Annotated in this window: 14 protein-coding genes; 6 read left to right on the plus strand and 8 right to left on the minus strand. The window is 65.3% G+C overall.

Annotated features, from left to right (window positions below; genetic code table 11):
- Nucleotides 1-676: saccharopine dehydrogenase family protein (locus H8A92_RS19665; RefSeq protein ID WP_476695695.1), on the plus strand; the 676-nt coding region annotated here is incomplete at its 5' end.
- 119 nt (nt 677-795) lie between these two features.
- On the opposite strand, the gene H8A92_RS19670 is transcribed toward H8A92_RS19665, so the two are convergent.
- Nucleotides 796-1,995: an FAD-dependent oxidoreductase gene (locus tag H8A92_RS19670; protein ID WP_229197294.1), complete on the minus strand. Its 1,200-nt coding sequence runs from the start codon at nt 1,993-1,995 to the stop codon at nt 796-798.
- 147 nt (nt 1,996-2,142) lie between these two features.
- Here H8A92_RS19670 and H8A92_RS19675 point away from each other — a divergent pair, with 147 nt between their 5' ends.
- A complete protein-coding gene (locus H8A92_RS19675; RefSeq protein WP_229197330.1) occupies nt 2,143-2,616 on the plus strand; it encodes a MarR family transcriptional regulator in 474 nt (157 codons plus the stop codon).
- On the opposite strand, the gene H8A92_RS19680 is transcribed toward H8A92_RS19675, so the two are convergent.
- The 4 genes from H8A92_RS19680 to H8A92_RS19695 form a co-directional block, all read right to left on the minus strand.
- Nucleotides 2,588-3,856: an O-antigen ligase family protein gene (locus H8A92_RS19680; RefSeq protein WP_229197295.1), complete on the minus strand. Its 1,269-nt coding sequence runs from the start codon at nt 3,854-3,856 to the stop codon at nt 2,588-2,590. The two genes, H8A92_RS19675 and H8A92_RS19680, sit on opposite strands and share 29 nt — an antisense overlap.
- A gap of 141 nt (nt 3,857-3,997) precedes the next feature.
- The gene (locus tag H8A92_RS19685; protein WP_229197296.1) at nt 3,998-5,539 is read right to left on the minus strand and encodes an undecaprenyl-phosphate glucose phosphotransferase; all 1,542 of its coding nucleotides are present in this window, start codon (nt 5,537-5,539) and stop codon (nt 3,998-4,000) included.
- 115 nt (nt 5,540-5,654) lie between these two features.
- Nucleotides 5,655-6,794, minus strand: a complete 1,140-nt coding sequence (locus H8A92_RS19690) for a glycosyltransferase family 4 protein (protein WP_229197297.1) — start codon at nt 6,792-6,794, stop codon at nt 5,655-5,657.
- Between the two features lie 3 nt (nt 6,795-6,797).
- Nucleotides 6,798-7,421 (minus strand): polysaccharide biosynthesis/export family protein, encoded by a 624-nt coding sequence (locus H8A92_RS19695; protein WP_229197298.1) that lies wholly within the window; start codon nt 7,419-7,421, stop codon nt 6,798-6,800.
- Between the two features lie 177 nt (nt 7,422-7,598).
- Here H8A92_RS19695 and H8A92_RS19700 point away from each other — a divergent pair, with 177 nt between their 5' ends.
- Nucleotides 7,599-9,935 (plus strand): GumC family protein, encoded by a 2,337-nt coding sequence (locus H8A92_RS19700; protein ID WP_229197299.1) that lies wholly within the window; start codon nt 7,599-7,601, stop codon nt 9,933-9,935.
- 78 nt (nt 9,936-10,013) lie between these two features.
- Here the strand turns inward: H8A92_RS19700 and H8A92_RS19705 are convergent, their stop codons facing one another.
- Nucleotides 10,014-11,351, minus strand: a complete 1,338-nt coding sequence (locus tag H8A92_RS19705; RefSeq protein ID WP_420831342.1) for an MFS transporter — start codon at nt 11,349-11,351, stop codon at nt 10,014-10,016.
- 234 nt (nt 11,352-11,585) lie between these two features.
- Here H8A92_RS19705 and H8A92_RS19710 point away from each other — a divergent pair, with 234 nt between their 5' ends.
- A complete protein-coding gene (locus H8A92_RS19710) occupies nt 11,586-12,524 on the plus strand; it encodes a LysR family transcriptional regulator (protein WP_229197301.1) in 939 nt (312 codons plus the stop codon).
- A gap of 18 nt (nt 12,525-12,542) precedes the next feature.
- Here the strand turns inward: H8A92_RS19710 and H8A92_RS19715 are convergent, their stop codons facing one another.
- Entirely contained in the window at nt 12,543-13,736 is a 1,194-nt protein-coding gene (locus H8A92_RS19715; protein ID WP_229197302.1) for a GNAT family N-acetyltransferase, read from the minus strand.
- 155 nt (nt 13,737-13,891) lie between these two features.
- On the opposite strand from H8A92_RS19715, the gene H8A92_RS19720 reads away from it, so the two are divergent.
- Nucleotides 13,892-14,956 (plus strand): polysaccharide deacetylase family protein, encoded by a 1,065-nt coding sequence (locus tag H8A92_RS19720; protein ID WP_229197303.1) that lies wholly within the window; start codon nt 13,892-13,894, stop codon nt 14,954-14,956.
- Between the two features lie 51 nt (nt 14,957-15,007).
- Here H8A92_RS19720 and H8A92_RS19725 read toward each other — a convergent pair whose 3' ends face one another.
- A complete protein-coding gene (locus H8A92_RS19725; RefSeq protein WP_229197304.1) occupies nt 15,008-15,217 on the minus strand; it encodes a DUF2842 domain-containing protein in 210 nt (69 codons plus the stop codon).
- Between the two features lie 102 nt (nt 15,218-15,319).
- Here H8A92_RS19725 and H8A92_RS19730 point away from each other — a divergent pair, with 102 nt between their 5' ends.
- Nucleotides 15,320-16,405 carry a COX15/CtaA family protein gene (locus H8A92_RS19730; RefSeq protein WP_229197305.1) on the plus strand — a complete coding sequence of 362 codons (1,086 nt, stop codon included), beginning with the start codon at nt 15,320-15,322 and terminating at the stop codon, nt 16,403-16,405.
- The last annotated feature ends 4 nt before the right edge of the window (nt 16,406-16,409 follow it).

Below are 16,409 nucleotides of genomic sequence, written 5' to 3' on the forward strand. Positions count from 1 at the left end.
CGTCAAAGGCCGCGTGCGCGACATGCGCGGCACGCTGTCCGGCGGCACCGCGGCGAGCGCCAAGGCGACGTTCGATGCGGTCGCCAAGGACCTCAGCCTGGTCGCGATCCTCAACAATCCGTTCGCGTTGACACCGGGCTTCGAGGGGCCGAAGCAGCCGCGCGGCAGCAAGCCGACTTACGAGGAAGATCTGCACTCCTGGACCGCGCCGTTCATGATGGCGCTGATCAACACGCGCAACGTCCATCGCTCCAACATGCTGATGGGCTTTCCCTACGGACAGGACTTCGTCTACGACGAGATGGTCCTGACCGGGCCCGGCGAGAAGGGCGAGGCCAATGCCAAGAAGGTGATGGCGCTGAATTCCGAGAAGACCGGTCCGAGTGCACCGAAGCCGGGCGAAGGCCCGTCAAAGGAAGAGCGTGAGAACGGCCGCTACGATCTGCTCTACCTCGCGGTGGCGCCCGACGGCCGCATGGTCCGCGCCGGCATCAAGGGCGATCGCGATCCCGGCTACGGCTCGACCTCGAAGATGATCTCGGAATGCGCGATCTGCCTGTTGCGCGACACGCCCGATGTCGCACCGGGCTTCTGGACCCCGGGAGCCGCGATGCAGGGCAAGCTCATCAAGCGCCTGGTCGATCACGCCGGACTGACCTTCGAGGTCGAGAAGTAGTTGTCCTCGATGTCATCGCGGCTCGACCGGGCGATTCAGTACTCCGCGGCTTCTCCGCTCGAGCACAAACGTCTCTGAAATACTGGATGCCCCGCTTTCGCGAGGCATGACAGCCAGCACTACGCCGCCGCGCGCGGATTGTACGCGTACATGAAGTCCATGCCCTTCGACGACACCGGCAGGATCAGCTTCAGCATGTGATCGCGAAGCCAGGCGCCGGTTGGGCTGAACTCGCGCTTGCTGTTGCCGTTGCGGCGGGCGATCGCCACGATCTTTTCGGCGCGCGGGCGCCGCTCGTGCTCGAAGGCCTGGAACGTCATGCCGAGCTCCTGGCCGTCGCGCATCAGCGTGCCGAGCCGCAGGGCGTCCTCCAGCGCGAGCGACGCGCCCTGACCGGCATGCGGGCTGGTGGCGTGCGCGGCGTCGCCGATCAAGAGCGTGCGCTTGCGCGACCAAGTCGGCAGCGTCGCAACGTCGAGCGTGTCGGTCACCACGATGTCCTCGGCGGCTGCGATGATATCGGGGATCGGCGCATGCCAGCCGGCGTGGAAGTCGCGCAGATGCTGCTTGATCGCATCCTGGGTCTGCAATCGGTAGGCCGCCGCGGTCATGCCGCGCGACGGCTGCGTGCTCCACCACATCGCACCCGCGTCCGGATCGGGGCTGCACAGGCCGTAGCCGAAGAAGCCGCTTTGTCCGAACGTGGTCTCGACCTTCTGGCCGATCGGCAGATGCTCGATCACCTTGCGCGGTACGAAGCCGCCGAAGCCGAGCAACCCGGTATCGAACGGCGTCGGGCCGTCCGGGATCACGTGCCGCCGTACCGCCGAATGCACGCCGTCGGCGCCGATCACGAAATCGCCCTCGGCGGTGGTGCCGTCGTTGAAATAGGCGATGACGGGCTGGTCGCCGCGGTCCTCGATCCTGACCAGCTTCTTCTCGAAGAACACCGAGACGTTGGAGGCCCAGGCCTTGTCGATCAGAGTCTCGTTCAGGGTTGCGCGGCACATGTTCACCGCGGGCTGGCCGAAGCGCTGCTGCATATTCTGATTGAGCGAGCCGAGCTTCTTGCCGCTCTGCGAATAGAAATCGAATGACTCCGCGATCGAGCCGTTGCGGATCAGTTCGTCGGCAAGGCCGAGCTCTGCCAGCACATGCATGCCGTTGGGCGCGATCTGCAGGCCGCCGCCGATCCCGGTGGAGTAGGGCCAGGCCTCATAGAGCTCGACCTCGATGCCGGCGCGGGTCAGGAACATCGCGGCCACCGGACCGGCGATCCCGGCGCCGATGATGAGTGCCTTGCGGGGACGTCTGGTCATCATGGCTTGCTCCATGCATCCTTGTCGGCTAGGAAGGATTAGCGGCTAATCATCTTAGTTGCTAAGATATTTATCTTCTGAGGTAAGAGGTCGCACTTGTCAAGCGCCAAATCGCGCGATGCGCTGATGCAGCAACTCGAGGAGGCCATGCGCCGATCCTCGGCGCAGGGCGTGATGTATGGCCAAGCCGTTGCAAACATGGCCGGAATTTCCAATTCCGATATGGAGTGCATGGACATCCTCAACCTTGAAGGAAGGGTCACTGCGGGGCGTCTCGCGGAAGTCACCGGGCTGACCACCGGTGCGATCACCGGCGTGGTCGATCGCCTGGAGAAGGCCGGCTACGTGCGCCGCGAGCGGGACGAGAGCGACCGCCGCAAGGTCTTCATCTCGGTGGTGGAGGAAAAGGCGATGGAGATCGGCAAGTTCTACGTGCCGATGCAGGAGGCGATGCTCAAGCTCTGGAGCAGCTACACCGACGACGAGCTGCGCCTGCTGCTGCGCTTCGCCAATGACGGCTACAAGGGCGTCTTGCAGGCGACCGAAGCATTGAAGGCGGTGATCGAGATGCCGCCGGAGCAGCGCGCCGATCTCAAGCTGCCGCCGAAGTCTCGTCGATGACCTCGGTCGACGTCGCGCGGGTGTGCTCGGCCGCCGCGTACATGCCCCACATCGTGCCCAGCATCATCCAGAAGTGCCGCCAATGGTCGGTGTCGATGATGAAGCTCTCGCCGACGAAGCCGAGGAATGCCGAGAACAGCGCGAGATAACCGCGCTGCCACGGCACCCGCGTATACACGTAACGGAAGCCGATGATCGCGGTGACGAACACCAGCGCGGGATAGCAGACCCCCGAGATCCAGCCGCCCGACATGAAGGCATTGAGATAGGAGTTGTGGGTGTCCTCGGGGAAGTAGGTGTGGAATTGCAGCGGTCCTATGCCGAACGGCAATTCGAGCGCCATCTGGGCGCCGAGGATGTGGCGGCCGAACCGGCCGAAGCGGCCTTCGTCATAGCTCTGGTCGAAGCTCGCGCGCTGCTTGAACATGTCGGCGACCGAGCCGATCGAGAGCAGCACCGCAATCAGCGCAACAGCCAGGACCGCCGCGATCAGCGTCATCACGATGATGCGCGAACGCTGCGCCTGGGAGCGGCTGGTGAACACCATCAGCGCCAGCATGAAGGCCGCAGTGATCAAGAGGCCGCCCCAGGCGGCGCGGGAGAACGACAGCAGGATCGCAAGCGAGATGATGCCGAACGCGATAGCATTGCGGAATGCCTTGCCGAAGCGGTCGGAGACGACGCTCTGTAGCGTGAAAAGCGCCGGCAGGATCAGGAACGCGCCGAGCACGTTGGGATCCTTGAAGGTGCCGCGGGCGCGATCATACAGCGTCAGCAGATCGTAGCCGCCGGGCACCAGGTGAAAATAGCCGGCGATGCCCGCGAGCGAGGCGATCATCGCGCCGACGATCAGGCCGCGGCGCAGCATGTCGAGCCGGGCTTCGGTGTCCTCCGACATCACCATCGCGAAGAAGATCACGGTGACGGCCATGTACCAGGAGGTGAGGACCCAGTTCACCACCTCCGGCTTGTCGAGGAACGGCACCGCGCCGATGCTGTAGCCGACATTGAGCACGATCAGCGTGAACAGCAGCGGCATGAACACCAGCTGCATGCGCAGGCCCGTGGCGAAGAACAGCACGCAGGCGGTCAGTGTGACGAGTTCATACGGGCTCGGTTCGATGAACACGATGGCCATCGACGCGCCGGCCAGCCAGATCAGCGCCCGCTGCAACGCCAGCACGCCTGACGGCGCCGATGTCAACGATTGGGAAGTCCCGGCTGTCGCCGCATAGGCCATCGGATACTCACGCAACGCGGTACAAAACACTCGATTGCTTCGTCATTGCGAGGAGCGAAGCGACGAAGCAATCCACCTGTCCCCGAGCCGCAGCATGGATTGCATCGCTGTGCTCGCAATGACGGCAGTTGGTCTCAGGTCTCAGTACGCGTTCTCGTTCTTTGTAATCAGCGAGAACGGGGTCTTGAGCAGAATGTAGAGGTCGAACAGCACCGACCAGTTCTCGATGTAATAGAGGTCGTATTCGACGCGCTTCTGGATCTTCTCGTCAGTGTCGACCTCGCCGCGCCAGCCGTTGATCTGCGCCCAGCCGGTGATCCCTGGCTTGACGCGGTGGCGGGCGAAGTAGCCGTCGACGGCCTCGTCGAACAGCCGGTTCTCCAGCTTGCTCTGCACGGCGTGCGGGCGCGGGCCGACCAGCGAGAGATTGCCCTTCAGCACGACGTTGAACAGCTGCGGCAGTTCGTCGAGCGAAGTCTTGCGGATGAAGCGGCCGACGCGGGTGACGCGCGGATCGTTCTTGGTCACCACCTTGGAGGCGGTGGGATCGGCCTGGTGGTGGTAGAGCGAACGGAATTTGTAGACGTCGATGCGCTCATTGTTGAAGCCGAAGCGCTTCTGGCGGAACAGCACCGGGCCGGGGCTGTCGAGCTTCACCGCGAGCGCCACCAGTCCCAAGACCGGCAGCGCGGCAAGCAAGGCCAGGCCGCCCACGACGCGGTCGAACAGCCATTTCAGCACCAGATCCCAGTCGGTGATCGGCGCCTCGAAGACATCAAGTGTCGGTACCTTGCCGAGATAGGAATAGGAGCGGGGCCGGAAGCGCAGCTTGTTGGTATGGGCCGACAGGCGGATGTCGACCGGCAGCACCCAGAGCTTCTTCAGCATCTCCAGGATGCGGGTCTCTGCCGAGATCGGCAGCGCGAACAGCACGAGGTCGACGCGGGTGCGGCGGGCGAACTCGACGATGTCGTCGACCTTGCCGAGCTTCGGTGAACCGGCGCAGGTCTCCGTGGCCCTGCTGTCATTGCGGTCGTCGAACACGCCGAGCACGTGGATGTCGGAATCATCGTCGGCGTTCAGCGCCTCGATCAGCTTCTCGCCGTTCTGGTCGGCGCCGACGATGATGGTGCGGCGGTCGAGCCGGCCGTCATGCGCCCAGGCGCGCACCATCGAGCGCAGCGCCAGCCGTTCGGCGATCAAGACCGCAAGGCCGACGCAGAAGAACGACGACAGCCAGACCCGCGAGACCTCGCCGCCGAGCTTGACCAGGAAGGAGACCCCGATGAACAGCAGGAACACGAAGGCCCACGATGAGATCATCCGCGTCATCTGGCGGAGCTGGCCGCGGAAGACCTGCACCTGGTAGATGTCCGCGGCCTGGAAGCAGACCACGGCCGCAGCCGACATGCCGAGGATCGAGGCGATGTATCCCCAGTGGATGTCGCCGGCGAGCGGCCTGACATAGGCGAAATAGAGCCCGACGCCGACCAGGCTCAGCAGCACGAAATCGGCGAGGCGAACCACGCCGGCGATCACGACCGGCGAGTAGGCGCCGCGAACTTTTTGATTGGTGACGGCGAGCGCGGCCGGCGACAGGCGGCGGCGGCGTTCGACCTGCGGCTTGGTGGCCGTCGCCGACGCAGCGGCATCCAGCATCGAGCGTGCGTTAAACGGTTCCACGAGTCCACGTCCATTCCTGCGCTTGCAGATGGGCATCCGCGCGCAGCAGCGAAATTCCCCGGGACGTGACTTAAGGGGACAAATCGGAAGAAACGGTTACGTGCGTAAGAGATGGTTAACGTTTGGCAAATGCGTCCCGGTAGCCGGCCAGCACGCCCTCGACCATTGCGTTCTGCGAGAAATGTTCGGAGATCCGCTCGCGCAGTCGCTCGGCGCGCGCCGCGGTCGCAGTCGGATTGTCGAGCGCGGCCTTGATCGCCTCGGCCATCGCGGCCGCATTGCTCGGCGCGAACAGGGCGTCGGTGTGGGTGTCGAAGATCTCCGGGATGCCGCCGACATTGGCGGCGATCATCGGAACACCGGCCGCTCCCGCCTCTATCACCACATAGGGCATCGAATCGCCACGCGAGGGGACCACCAGCACGCTGCCCTTGGAGAAGCCGAAGCGCGCCTTGACGTGGCCGATGAAGCGGACGGCATCGCCGAGCGACAGCCGCTTTACCTGCTCCTTGAGGCGTTCGAATTCTTCGCCGTCGCCGCCGAGCGTCAGCGTCACCGGCTTGCCGTCGGCGCGCAGCTTGGCGACCGCGTCGATCAGGAGATCGGCGCCCTTGATGCGCCGGAACTCACCGACATAGGCCACGTCGGAGGCGTCGTCGGCCTTGGGGACCGGTTCGAATTCTTCTGAGGTGACGCCGTTGAAGACGCAGCGCACGAGGCCGGCAGGCTTGCCCACGGTGCGCTGATAGGTGTCGCGGGCGAACGCACTCTCGAACAGGAACAGGTCGGTGCTGTTCATCAGCGTGCGCTCGAGCTGGCTGTAGAAGCGGCCCTTCCAGGTGTCGAGCGGGTAGTGCAGCGAGCCGCCATGCGGCGTGTAGACCCGGATCACCTTGTTCGACCGCCGCCGCAGCCGGACATAGGCGCCGGCCTTGGCGCCATGGCCGTGCACGACATCGGGCTTCAGCTTGCGGATCAGGCCGGCGATATGCGCCCAGACCATGAAGTCGGCGAAGCGCGGCTCGCGGCGTATCGCCACCCGGTGGACGCCGAGCTTGAGGCGCGGTTCTATCTCGGCCAGCACCGCGTCGGCGCGGGTACCGCCGGTCAGGCTGTCGGCGACGATGCCGACATGGTGACCGCGCTCGATCTGGCCGTTGGCGACATCGAGGATGTGACGAATGATGCCGCCGACCGGGGCACGAACGACGTGCAGGATGCGGAGCGGCGGTTGCTGGTTTGGGTCCTGCGCCATCGATCAGAACCAGCGTTCGCCGACGAACACGGTGTCGCCGGGTCCGATCGGCGTGCCCAGGGGAGCGACGAAGCGGCCCGCGCCCGATGCATCGGTGTGGGTGAGGGTGACCTCGTCGCGCCGGGCGCGCGGCGAGAAGCCGCCGGCGATTGCCACCGCGCTCTCGACCGTCATGTTGGGCACGTAGGGATATTGGCCGGGCGCGGCGACCTCGCCGAGGATGAAGAACGGACGGTAGGACTCGATCTCGACCGCGACCGACGGCTCGCGGATGAAGCCGTTGCGCAGCCGCGCGGTGATCTCGGCAGCGAGCCCGGCCGGCGTCCGGCCGCGCGCCGGCACCGAGCCGATCAGCGGCATGGTGATCGCGCCGGCGGCGTCGATCGCATAGGAGTTGGTCAGCCCTTCCTGGCCGTAGACCACGACGCGAAGCTTGTCGCCGGGCCCGAGATTGTAGGCCGCGCGCGGCGCAGGTTCGGCGTAGGCAATCGGCGCAGCAAAGGAGGGCTGCCCATACGCCATCGAATCGAGGGCCGGGTCGCCGGCGACCGGCGACGTCCGTCCCATGCAGCCCGACAGCGCGAGCGCAGCAATCAGACAAACAAGGGGAGCGCGCAGATCGCGCATGTGAAGAATCCCGCGAAAATACTGGGTCCGATTAACGGCACTCATGGTTAACAAAGGATGACGGGCCGGGTGGTGGCGGCCATGTCCGTCAACCCCGCCGATTAACCCAGCAGCAACCTTAATGGACTGTAATCGCCCGCATTGAGGTGGAATCGCGGCGTCCGCGGGAGTTCGGTTATGCGTTTTGCATTTTGGCGTAGAGGCGAGGAAAAGGCCGTCGCGCAACGGGCGTTGCCGAAGTCTGCGCCCGCTGCCGACGAGGCTGTTGCCAAGCCGGCTTCGCCGAGACCGGTTTCCGACAAGCCGGCGCGTCCAGCCGAGGCCGCCGACCTCGATCTGCATGTGCTTGGCCGCGCGCTAGCGCGCAAACGCGGCTGGATCATCGTTCCGACCGTGCTGGTGTTCGCGTTGTCGCTAGCTGCGGTCAACGTCGTGACGCCGCGCTACAAGTCGGAAGCGCGCATCCTGATCGACAATCGCGAGAACGCCTTCCTGCGCCCGAATGGCGAGCGCGATCTGGAGCGCACCTCACTCGACGCCGAGGCCGTGACGAGCCAGGTCCAGCTCTTGCTGTCGCGCGATCTCGCACGCGACATCATCAAGAAGAACAAGCTCGCCGAGCATCCGGAGTTCGATCCGGTGCTGCGCGGCTTTTCCCCGCTGAAGTCGCTGCTGGCGCTGTTCGGCATCGGCCGCGATCCGTTTAGCCTGACGCCGGAAGAGCGGGTGCTCGATTCCTACTACGAGCGCTTCCAGGCCTTCGCGGTCGACAAGTCGCGCGTCATGGTGATCGAATTCCAGTCCGAGGATCCCGAGCTTGCGGCGCGCGTCGCCAACTCGATTGCTGACGGCTATCTGGTGTTGCAGCAGGGGGCGCGGCAGGATCAGGCCAAATCCGCCAGCACCTGGCTGCTCGGCGAGATCGACAAGCTGCGCGGCAAGGTCGCGGACGCCGATTCTCGGGTCGAGGAGTTCCGCTCGAAGTCGAGCCTGTTCGTCGGCACCAACAACATCCCGCTGTCGAACCAGCAGATGGGCGAGCTGAACACCCAGCTCAACAACGCCCGCGCGCTGAAGGCGGACGCCGAGACCAAGGCGCGGCTGATCCGCGAGATGCTTCAGGGCGGTAAGCCGATCGAGGCCTCGGAAGTGCTCAATTCCGAGCTGATCCGCCGACTCGCCGAACAGCGCGGCACGCTGCGTGCGCAACTTGCCGAGCAGTCGTCGACCTTGCTCGACAACCATCCGCGCATCAAGGAATTGAAGGCGCAGATTTCGGACCTCGACCGGCAATTGCGCGAGGAGGCCGGCAAGATTTCACGCTCGCTGGACAACGATGCCCGCGTCGCCGACGGCCGAGTCCAGGCGCTGCAGGCGAGCCTCGACCAGTCGAAGAAGCAGGCGTCGTCGAGCAACAGCCAGGACGTGCAGCTGCGCGGCCTGGAGCGTGAGGCCAAGGCGCAGCGCGACCTGCTGGAAGCCTATCTCGCCAAGTATCGCGAGGCGACCGCGCGCGAGAACATCGAGGCCGCGCCGACCGACGGCCGCATCATCTCGCGCGCCACGGTCTCGAACACGCCGGCCTATCCGAAGAAGCTGCCAATCGTGCTGATCGCGACACTGGCGACGCTGTTGCTGTCGGCCGGTATCATCATCACCGGCGAGTTGCTCCGGATCTCCGCGCCGGGTGCGGTTGGCCGTGCCTTCGCGCCGGCGGCTGCCGTGATCCGGCGCCGCGAGCCGGTCATGGAGGCCGCACCCGTGGACGAGCCGGCACCGGCGCTGCCGCCTGAACCCGTGCTCGCGCCGCCTGTTGCAGCCAGGCAGGCACCTGAGCCTGAATTGCCGCTGGAGCCTGCGGTTGTATATGAATCTGCCGTCAGCGAGCCGCAGCCCGGGCCGGCCCAGACTGTCGACGAGATCGACGAACTCGCCGAGCGCCTCGTCGCAGCAGGTCCCGTGGCCCACAAGGTCACAGTGCTCGGCCCGGCCGCCGGCGAGAGCGTCACAACGACCGCGCTGACGCTGGCCCGCCTGATGGCGCGCCAGGCCAAGGTTGTGGTGGTCGATCTCGTCGCGTCCTCGCCGGTGTTGGCGGCGGCCACCGTCGATCCCGCAGCGCCCGGCCTCGCCGAACTGATGCAGGGCGAGGCGACGTTCGCGCAGATCATCACCAAGGATCGGCAGTCGCGCGTCCAGATCGTCAGTGCCGGTCGTCCGGGCTTCGATCGCAGCCATCTGCAATCGCCACGGCTGGTGCTTGCGATCGACGCGCTGCTGCGGGTCTACGATCACGTTCTGCTGGATGCCGGTTCGGCGGTCGACCTGCCGGCCGAGCTGCTGACGGCAAAGGCGCAGGCCGTCGTCGTGCCCGATGCCGCCATGGCGCAGGATGCACGCCGCTCGATGGTCGATCAGCTCAGGGCCGTCGGCTTCTCCGAGGTGACGATGCTGAGCAAGCCCTGTGCGCCGTCGGAAACGGTCGTGACGGGCCCGCGGGTGGTCGCAGCCTGAACAAGACTTCCAAAGCGCGATGAGTCGTCATCGCGCTGCCCTTCGAAGATCGGCGTCACCCGGTTTCCAAATGGCGCTTCAGTGCGCCAGCATCGGCTCCCGCGCGGCTCGCTCCAGCACCGGATCGATCCGCAGCCGGATCGTGACGAGAGCGCCGATCAATCCGACGACTGCGAGCAGCAGCAGGCCGGCGGTGAATCCACCGGTCAGGTCCTTCAGATAGCCCATGGCGAACGGGCCGGCGAAGCCTGACAGATTGCCGAGCGAGTTGATCGCGGCAATGCCGGCCGCGGCCGAAGCGCCGTTCAGGATGCTGGCCGGCATCGGCCAGAACATCGGTGGCACCGCCGAAACGCCGATCTGGGCGATGCAGAGCAGGCCGACGATCAGCACCGGACTGGAGACCAGCCCGGCAAGGCCGATGCCGACGGCAGCGAGCGTCAATGCGCTGGCGACATGGTAGCGCCGCTCGCCGGTCTTGTCGGAATGGCGGCCGAGCAGCACCATGCCGACCGCGCCGAACACGAAGGGCAGGGCGGCGATGAAGCCGGTCTGGGTGTCGGTGACGCCAAACGCCTTGATGATGGTCGGCAGGAAGAACGCGACGCCGTAGCTCGCTGCATTGAGGCAGAAGTACACCAGCGCGCAGGCGAGCACCCGCGAGTCGGTGAGCGATTGCATCACCGAGATGTGCTCCACGGCCTCCTTCTTCTGCCGCTCGATCTCAAGGGTGTTCTGCACCCACTTGATCTCCTCGGGCTGCAGCCAGCTCGCCTGGCGCGGGAAGTCGGGCAGCATCGCCAGCACGGCGAAGCCGACCAGCACCGACGGCAGCGCTTCGCAGATGAACAGCCACTGCCACCCGGTCAGACCGCTTCCCGACAGGTTGAGCAACAGCCCCGAGATCGGCGCCCCGATGATGCTTGAGATCGGGATCGCGAGCATGAACAGGCTGATGACGCGGGCGCGATAGATCGTCGGGAACCAGAGCGTCAGGTAGAAGATGATGCCGGGGAAAAAGCCGGCCTCGCAGGCACCAAGCAGCAGGCGCAGGAAGTAGAATATCCATTCGCTCGACAGGCCGCTCGCCGCGGACATCTGCGGGATGAAGGCGAATGCCGCCGAGACGATGCCCCAGCTGATCATGATGCGGGCGATCCAGCGCCGCGCGCCAAACCGTTCCAGCAGGATGTTGGAGGGCACTTCGAAGAAGAAGTAGCCGACGAAGAACAGACCGGCGCCGAGCCCGTAGGCGGCTTCGCTGAGGCCAAGCGCGGTGTTCATGTGCAGCTTGGCGAAGCCGACGTTGACGCGATCGAGATAGGCCACAAAGTAACACAGGATGAGGAAGGGGATCAGCCGCCGCATCATCTTTCCGATTGCGCGCTTCTCGACATCGTCGCTCATCGTTCCCATCCCTTCTGGTTTTCAAGTCGGCGCACGGTCACCGCGCTGTCCGGGGTGCCACATTGTACACCCGCAGCGGTCTGTCGCGTTGCCCTTGCAAGTCTCCTTGCAATCCTCGCATTCATTGTTGTGTAATCGACGGTCGCGTGACTAATGGCATTTGGGAATGGAGCCATGGCGAAACCGTCATGATGCACCGCGGCATAATCGCGGGAACCTTGCCGGGCGGGATGGTGGCGGGCGGTGATCAACAATCTGAAATTACGCCAGTTGCGCCTGCTGGTCGCGCTCGACACCGAGCGCAAGCTGCAACTGGCTGCCGAGCGCCTGAACATCACCCAGTCGGCAGCATCGAAGATGCTGGCCGAGATCGAGGCGGTGGCGCGGGTTCCGTTGTTCGAGCGAACGGCGCGCGGCGTTGAGCCGACGGCCTATGGTTCGATTCTGATCCGTGGGGGCAGGAGTGTGCTGGCGGACCTTGACCGGGTCACCGATGAGTTTGCCGGTTACAGGTCCGGCGAGCTCGGTACGGTATCGGTCGGAACGGTCGCCAAGCCCAGCATCGACCTTGTCGTCGACGTCATGCAGTATCTCGGCGAGAAGCTGCACCGGGTGAACATTTCGCTTGATGTCAGCACCAGCAAGCCGTTGATCGCGCGTCTGCTCGCGCTCGAGCTCGACTTCGTCGTTGCGCGCATACCCGCCGGCGTCGATCCCGGGCAGTTCGACTATCACGAGATCGGCGCCGAGCAGGCCGGCCTGCTGGTTCGCGCCGAGCATCCGCTGGCCGCTCTCGACAGCGTCAATCTGGAAGATACGGTCGACCTGCAATGGATCTCCCAGCCGCGGGAATCCTTCATGCGCCAGGCGCTTGAGCGGCTGTTCTACAGCCGCGGCATTGCGCCGCCACAGCGCATGATCAACACCGAGTCCTTCTCCGCCTCGATCGGAATTGCCGCAGGAATCGATGCGATCGTGCCGGTGCCCTTGCTGATCTTCGACCTGCTCGATCCGCAGCGCTTCAAGATGCTGCGGATCCGCGACCAGCTGATGCTCGAGAGTTACGGGCTGATCAAGCTTCGCAAACGCGCGCTGTCGCCGGCCGCGATGCTGGTGTTCGATGCGATGATGCGGCTCGGCGTCGAGAGCAGCCGGCCGGCGGCTGACGGGCAGTCCGCGTGACGCAGTCCGCAGTCGTGCTCAGCGGAACATGCTGCGCAGGTTCTGTGCGATCTCGAACAGCGCGGGATTGTGCTTCACGGCGCGCTTGGCGCGGCTGATGGCCGACAATGCGCCGGCCGCAGCCTTTCCACGCAGGCTGAGCGGAATGAAGCTGTCGACGATCGCTTCGTCGTCCTTGCAGAACAGCCGCTTGTACTCGTCCGAGCCGATGCCGAGATCGAAAGCGCGGTAGTTCTGGCCGGCATGGCGATCGATGATGTCGCGCATCAGGATCAGGCCGGGGCTGAACTTGGAATTGGCCGACATCGTGTAGGTGTTGAACATCATCGAGAAGCGATGACCGTCGGAGACGCCGGCGAAGATCGCGATCACTTCCTCGTCGCACTCCAGTGCATGGATGTCGATCGCGTAGCCCTTGCCGTCGGCGCGCGGTGCGAGGCAGGCGCTGCGAATGAACTGCTCGACGCCCGGCTCGGCGAACACGTCAGGGAGCTTCTGCTCGGCCATGCGCTGCGGCTTGACGCGGAAGAACCAGTCGAGCAGGCGGCAGACATCGGCGCTCTCGCTCGCGACGTGATAGCGATAGCCGGGCAGCGGCTGCAGCTTGCGCTCCTTGCCCTTGAGGCGGCGGCGAAACGAATTGCTGATCAGTGCCGCAGGTTCCGCGCCGGGCTCGATCTGCAGCAGCGGGCAGTCGTTGACCGAAGGCTGGTGCGGCAGCAAGGCGAGGGGATTGGGCAGGTCCTGCCAGCGCAACGGTTGCTGACACAGCACGAGCGCGTCGACGCGGGAGCGCTCGGCAATCGAGCTGATCAAGGCGGTGACATCGGCTTCGGTCGCATTGGCGGCGAAATCCTTGTCGCACAGCGCCATGTTGAAGGTTGCGTGCTTGCCGCCCATGAAGCTCGCGCAGTTCGCGCCCAGACGGGACTCGGCGGCGAGCGGCAACAGCAGCAGCGGCCGGCGTTCGCTGTCATGCGCGACGACGATGAAAGGCCGCTGGCCCTCGCGTTCGCCGACCTGGCGCTGCCAATTGGCAAGAAAATCGAAGCGCTGATAGGGTGTGTAGCTGTGTTGCGATGTCTCGAGACTGCGCCAGGTCGCCTCGGCCGCAGCGAGATCATGAAAGATGTCGACGCCTGCAACGCGGATTGCGTTCGGCCACGTTCGCGTCCCCACCGTCTGGCCTTCGATTGCCGCAGCCATGGTCATCTCGGAACCTAAATTTTTTAAGGTGATAATATACAGTTCTCGGCTGGGGCCGACCTTCGCAGGGAAATGTCAACAAAGAGTAAGAACAATGGCCCAACGGGGTGCTTGGCGGCGTATAGGAACTGCCCGACGGGGCAAGGGCGGGTAGAGGGATCTTGGCGCCGGACAACGGGATTTTGCGACGGGCCCGGATGGAGCTCGCCTATTTCAGCGGCGCTTTCAGGCTGCGGGAACGCGAGGTCGGTGGCGCCGGGGTCATCCTGCGCTTTGCGCGCGTCCGCCCCGCGCGTCGAGGACGGTTCCAGCCGCTGAAGTCGCAGGAGATCACGCCGGCGTTGCTCGATCGCACGATCCGCGCGCTGAAGCGCTGGCAGTACGACATCGTCGGGATGGACGAGGCCTGCCGCCGCGCGGTGACCATGCCGGAGCGCCGGCGCTTTGCCTGCCTGACCTTCGACGGCGCCACCAAGGACATCGTCACCCATGCCTATCCCGTGCTCGCCAGGCACGGCGTTCCCTTCACCCTCTACCTGCCGACGGCGTTTCCCGACGGCGTGGGCGTGGCGTGGTGGCTGGTACTGGAAGATATCATCGCGCGCGAAAGCCGTATCAACCTGGTGATCGACGGCCGGGACCGACACTTCGTGGTCTCAAGCCTGTCGGACAAATACGAGCTGTTCGACTTCCTATCCGGCTGGCTGCGCAAGCTGTCGCCGTCGGATCTGTCCTATGCGGTGAACGATCTCGGCCGGCGCTATTCGGTCGATGCAGCGCAATTGTCGCGCAGCGCCTCGTTCGACTGGGCGGATCTGGCGAAACTCGCGGCCGATCCGAACGTGACGCTCGGCTGCGCCACGGTGAACTATCCGGCGCTGTCGAGCCTGAAGGGGGCCGCCGCGCTGCGCGAGATGGCGATGGGAAAGGCGGTCGCCGAGAGTGCGCTCCGGCGGCCGATCAAGCACTTCGCGTATCCTTTCGGGGATCGCGACGCGTTCGCTCGTCCGGATGTGGTGATGGCGGAGGAGGCCGGCTTTGCCAGCGCAGTGTCGACCATCTCCGGCGTCGTCGAGGCGCAGGGGCGCACCAACCTTCACGCCCTGCCGCGCATCGCATGGGACGGCCGTGTGCGCTCTTTACGGATCATGCGCGTGCTGCTCTCGGGCGTGATGTTCGCGCGGGTTCGGCCGACGCGGAGCGCGAGCATCCAGAGCGGAGTCTAAGTTGGGCATGGTCTTTTCGGAAAACCGCTTCGCACTTTTCCGGATCAGGCCTTAGGCGCGGTCGGGCCGCGACATCCAGGAGACGATCGGCATCGCCGGCAGCACCCAGCCGAGGCCGGCGACGACGTAGAAGATCGCCTGCAACAGGCCGGAATTGGCGAGCCACGGGGTCTGGGCGACTGTCATGCCGAGCAGCGACCACACCACCACCAGGATGAGCAGGAAGACGGTTCCGAGCAGTTTGCGGGTGCGTATGGCCATGGCGGATATGTGCAACTCGTGATCCCAAGCGTTTCGGCGGCGCTTGCGCCGCGGGCGCGCCGGACTATAAGGGGCCCGAAAATCCAATCAAGTCAGGGCGAAATGGCCGGTATTTCCGCAAAGACATCGCAGCTTCGTGCCGTCAGGGTCTGGCTGGTCGCGGTCGCCGGTCTGATCGCTTTGATGGTGCTGGTCGGCGGCGCAACGCGGCTCACCGAGTCCGGCCTGTCGATCGTCGAATGGAAGCCGGTGACCGGTGCGCTGCCGCCGCTGACCGAGACGCAGTGGACCCAGGCGTTCGAGGGCTACCGGAAGATTCCGCAATATCGCGAGCTCAACGCCGGGATGACGCTCGCGCAATTCAAGACGATCTTCTGGTGGGAGTGGAGCCACCGGCTGCTCGGCCGCGTGATCGGCATCGCCTATCTGCTGCCGTTCCTGTATTTCCTGTGGCGCGGCGCGGTGAGCGGTGAGCTCGGCCGCCGGCTCTGGGTGATCTTCGGCCTCGGTGCGCTGCAGGGCGGCGTCGGCTGGTGGATGGTGGCGTCCGGCCTCTCGGAGCGCGTCGAGGTGTCGCAGTATCGACTGGCGACGCACCTGGTGCTCGCGCTGCTGATCTTCGCGGCGATCGTCTGGACGCTGCGGCGGCTGACTGACCGCCCGGCCGTGGTCGCGCCAGTCAGGCTGAAGATTACAAGCGTGGTGCTGCTGGTGCTGACTTTCGTGCAGCTCTATTTCGGCGCGCTCGTCGCGGGGCTTCGTGCAGGCAGGGTCTACAACACCTGGCCCGAGATCGATGGCGGCTTCATTCCGTCGGCTGACCGGTTGTGGTTCGAGACGCCGTGGTGGCGCAACCTGTTCGACAACACGCTGACGGTGCAGTTCGAGCATCGCATGACCGCCTATCTGCTGTTCGCGTTGGCGATCGCACATGCGATCGATGCCGTGCGCGCGCGCGCCGGCGGCGCTGTCATCGCGGGCGCCTGGTGGCTGGTCGCCGCGATCACCCTGCAGGCAACGCTCGGCATCCTGACGCTGCTGCACCAGGTGCCGATCGATCTGGCGCTGACCCACCAGGCGGTCGCCATCGTGGTGCTGACGCTCGCGGTGCTGCAGGCCGAGCGCTTCGCGGCGGGCCGGACCGAGCGGGACCAGCCGACCCTGGTTCCGGTCGGTCAGCCCGGTTAGTCGA

It is taken from the genome of Bradyrhizobium acaciae (assembly GCF_020889785.1).
Taxonomy (GTDB): domain Bacteria; phylum Pseudomonadota; class Alphaproteobacteria; order Rhizobiales; family Xanthobacteraceae; genus Bradyrhizobium; species Bradyrhizobium acaciae.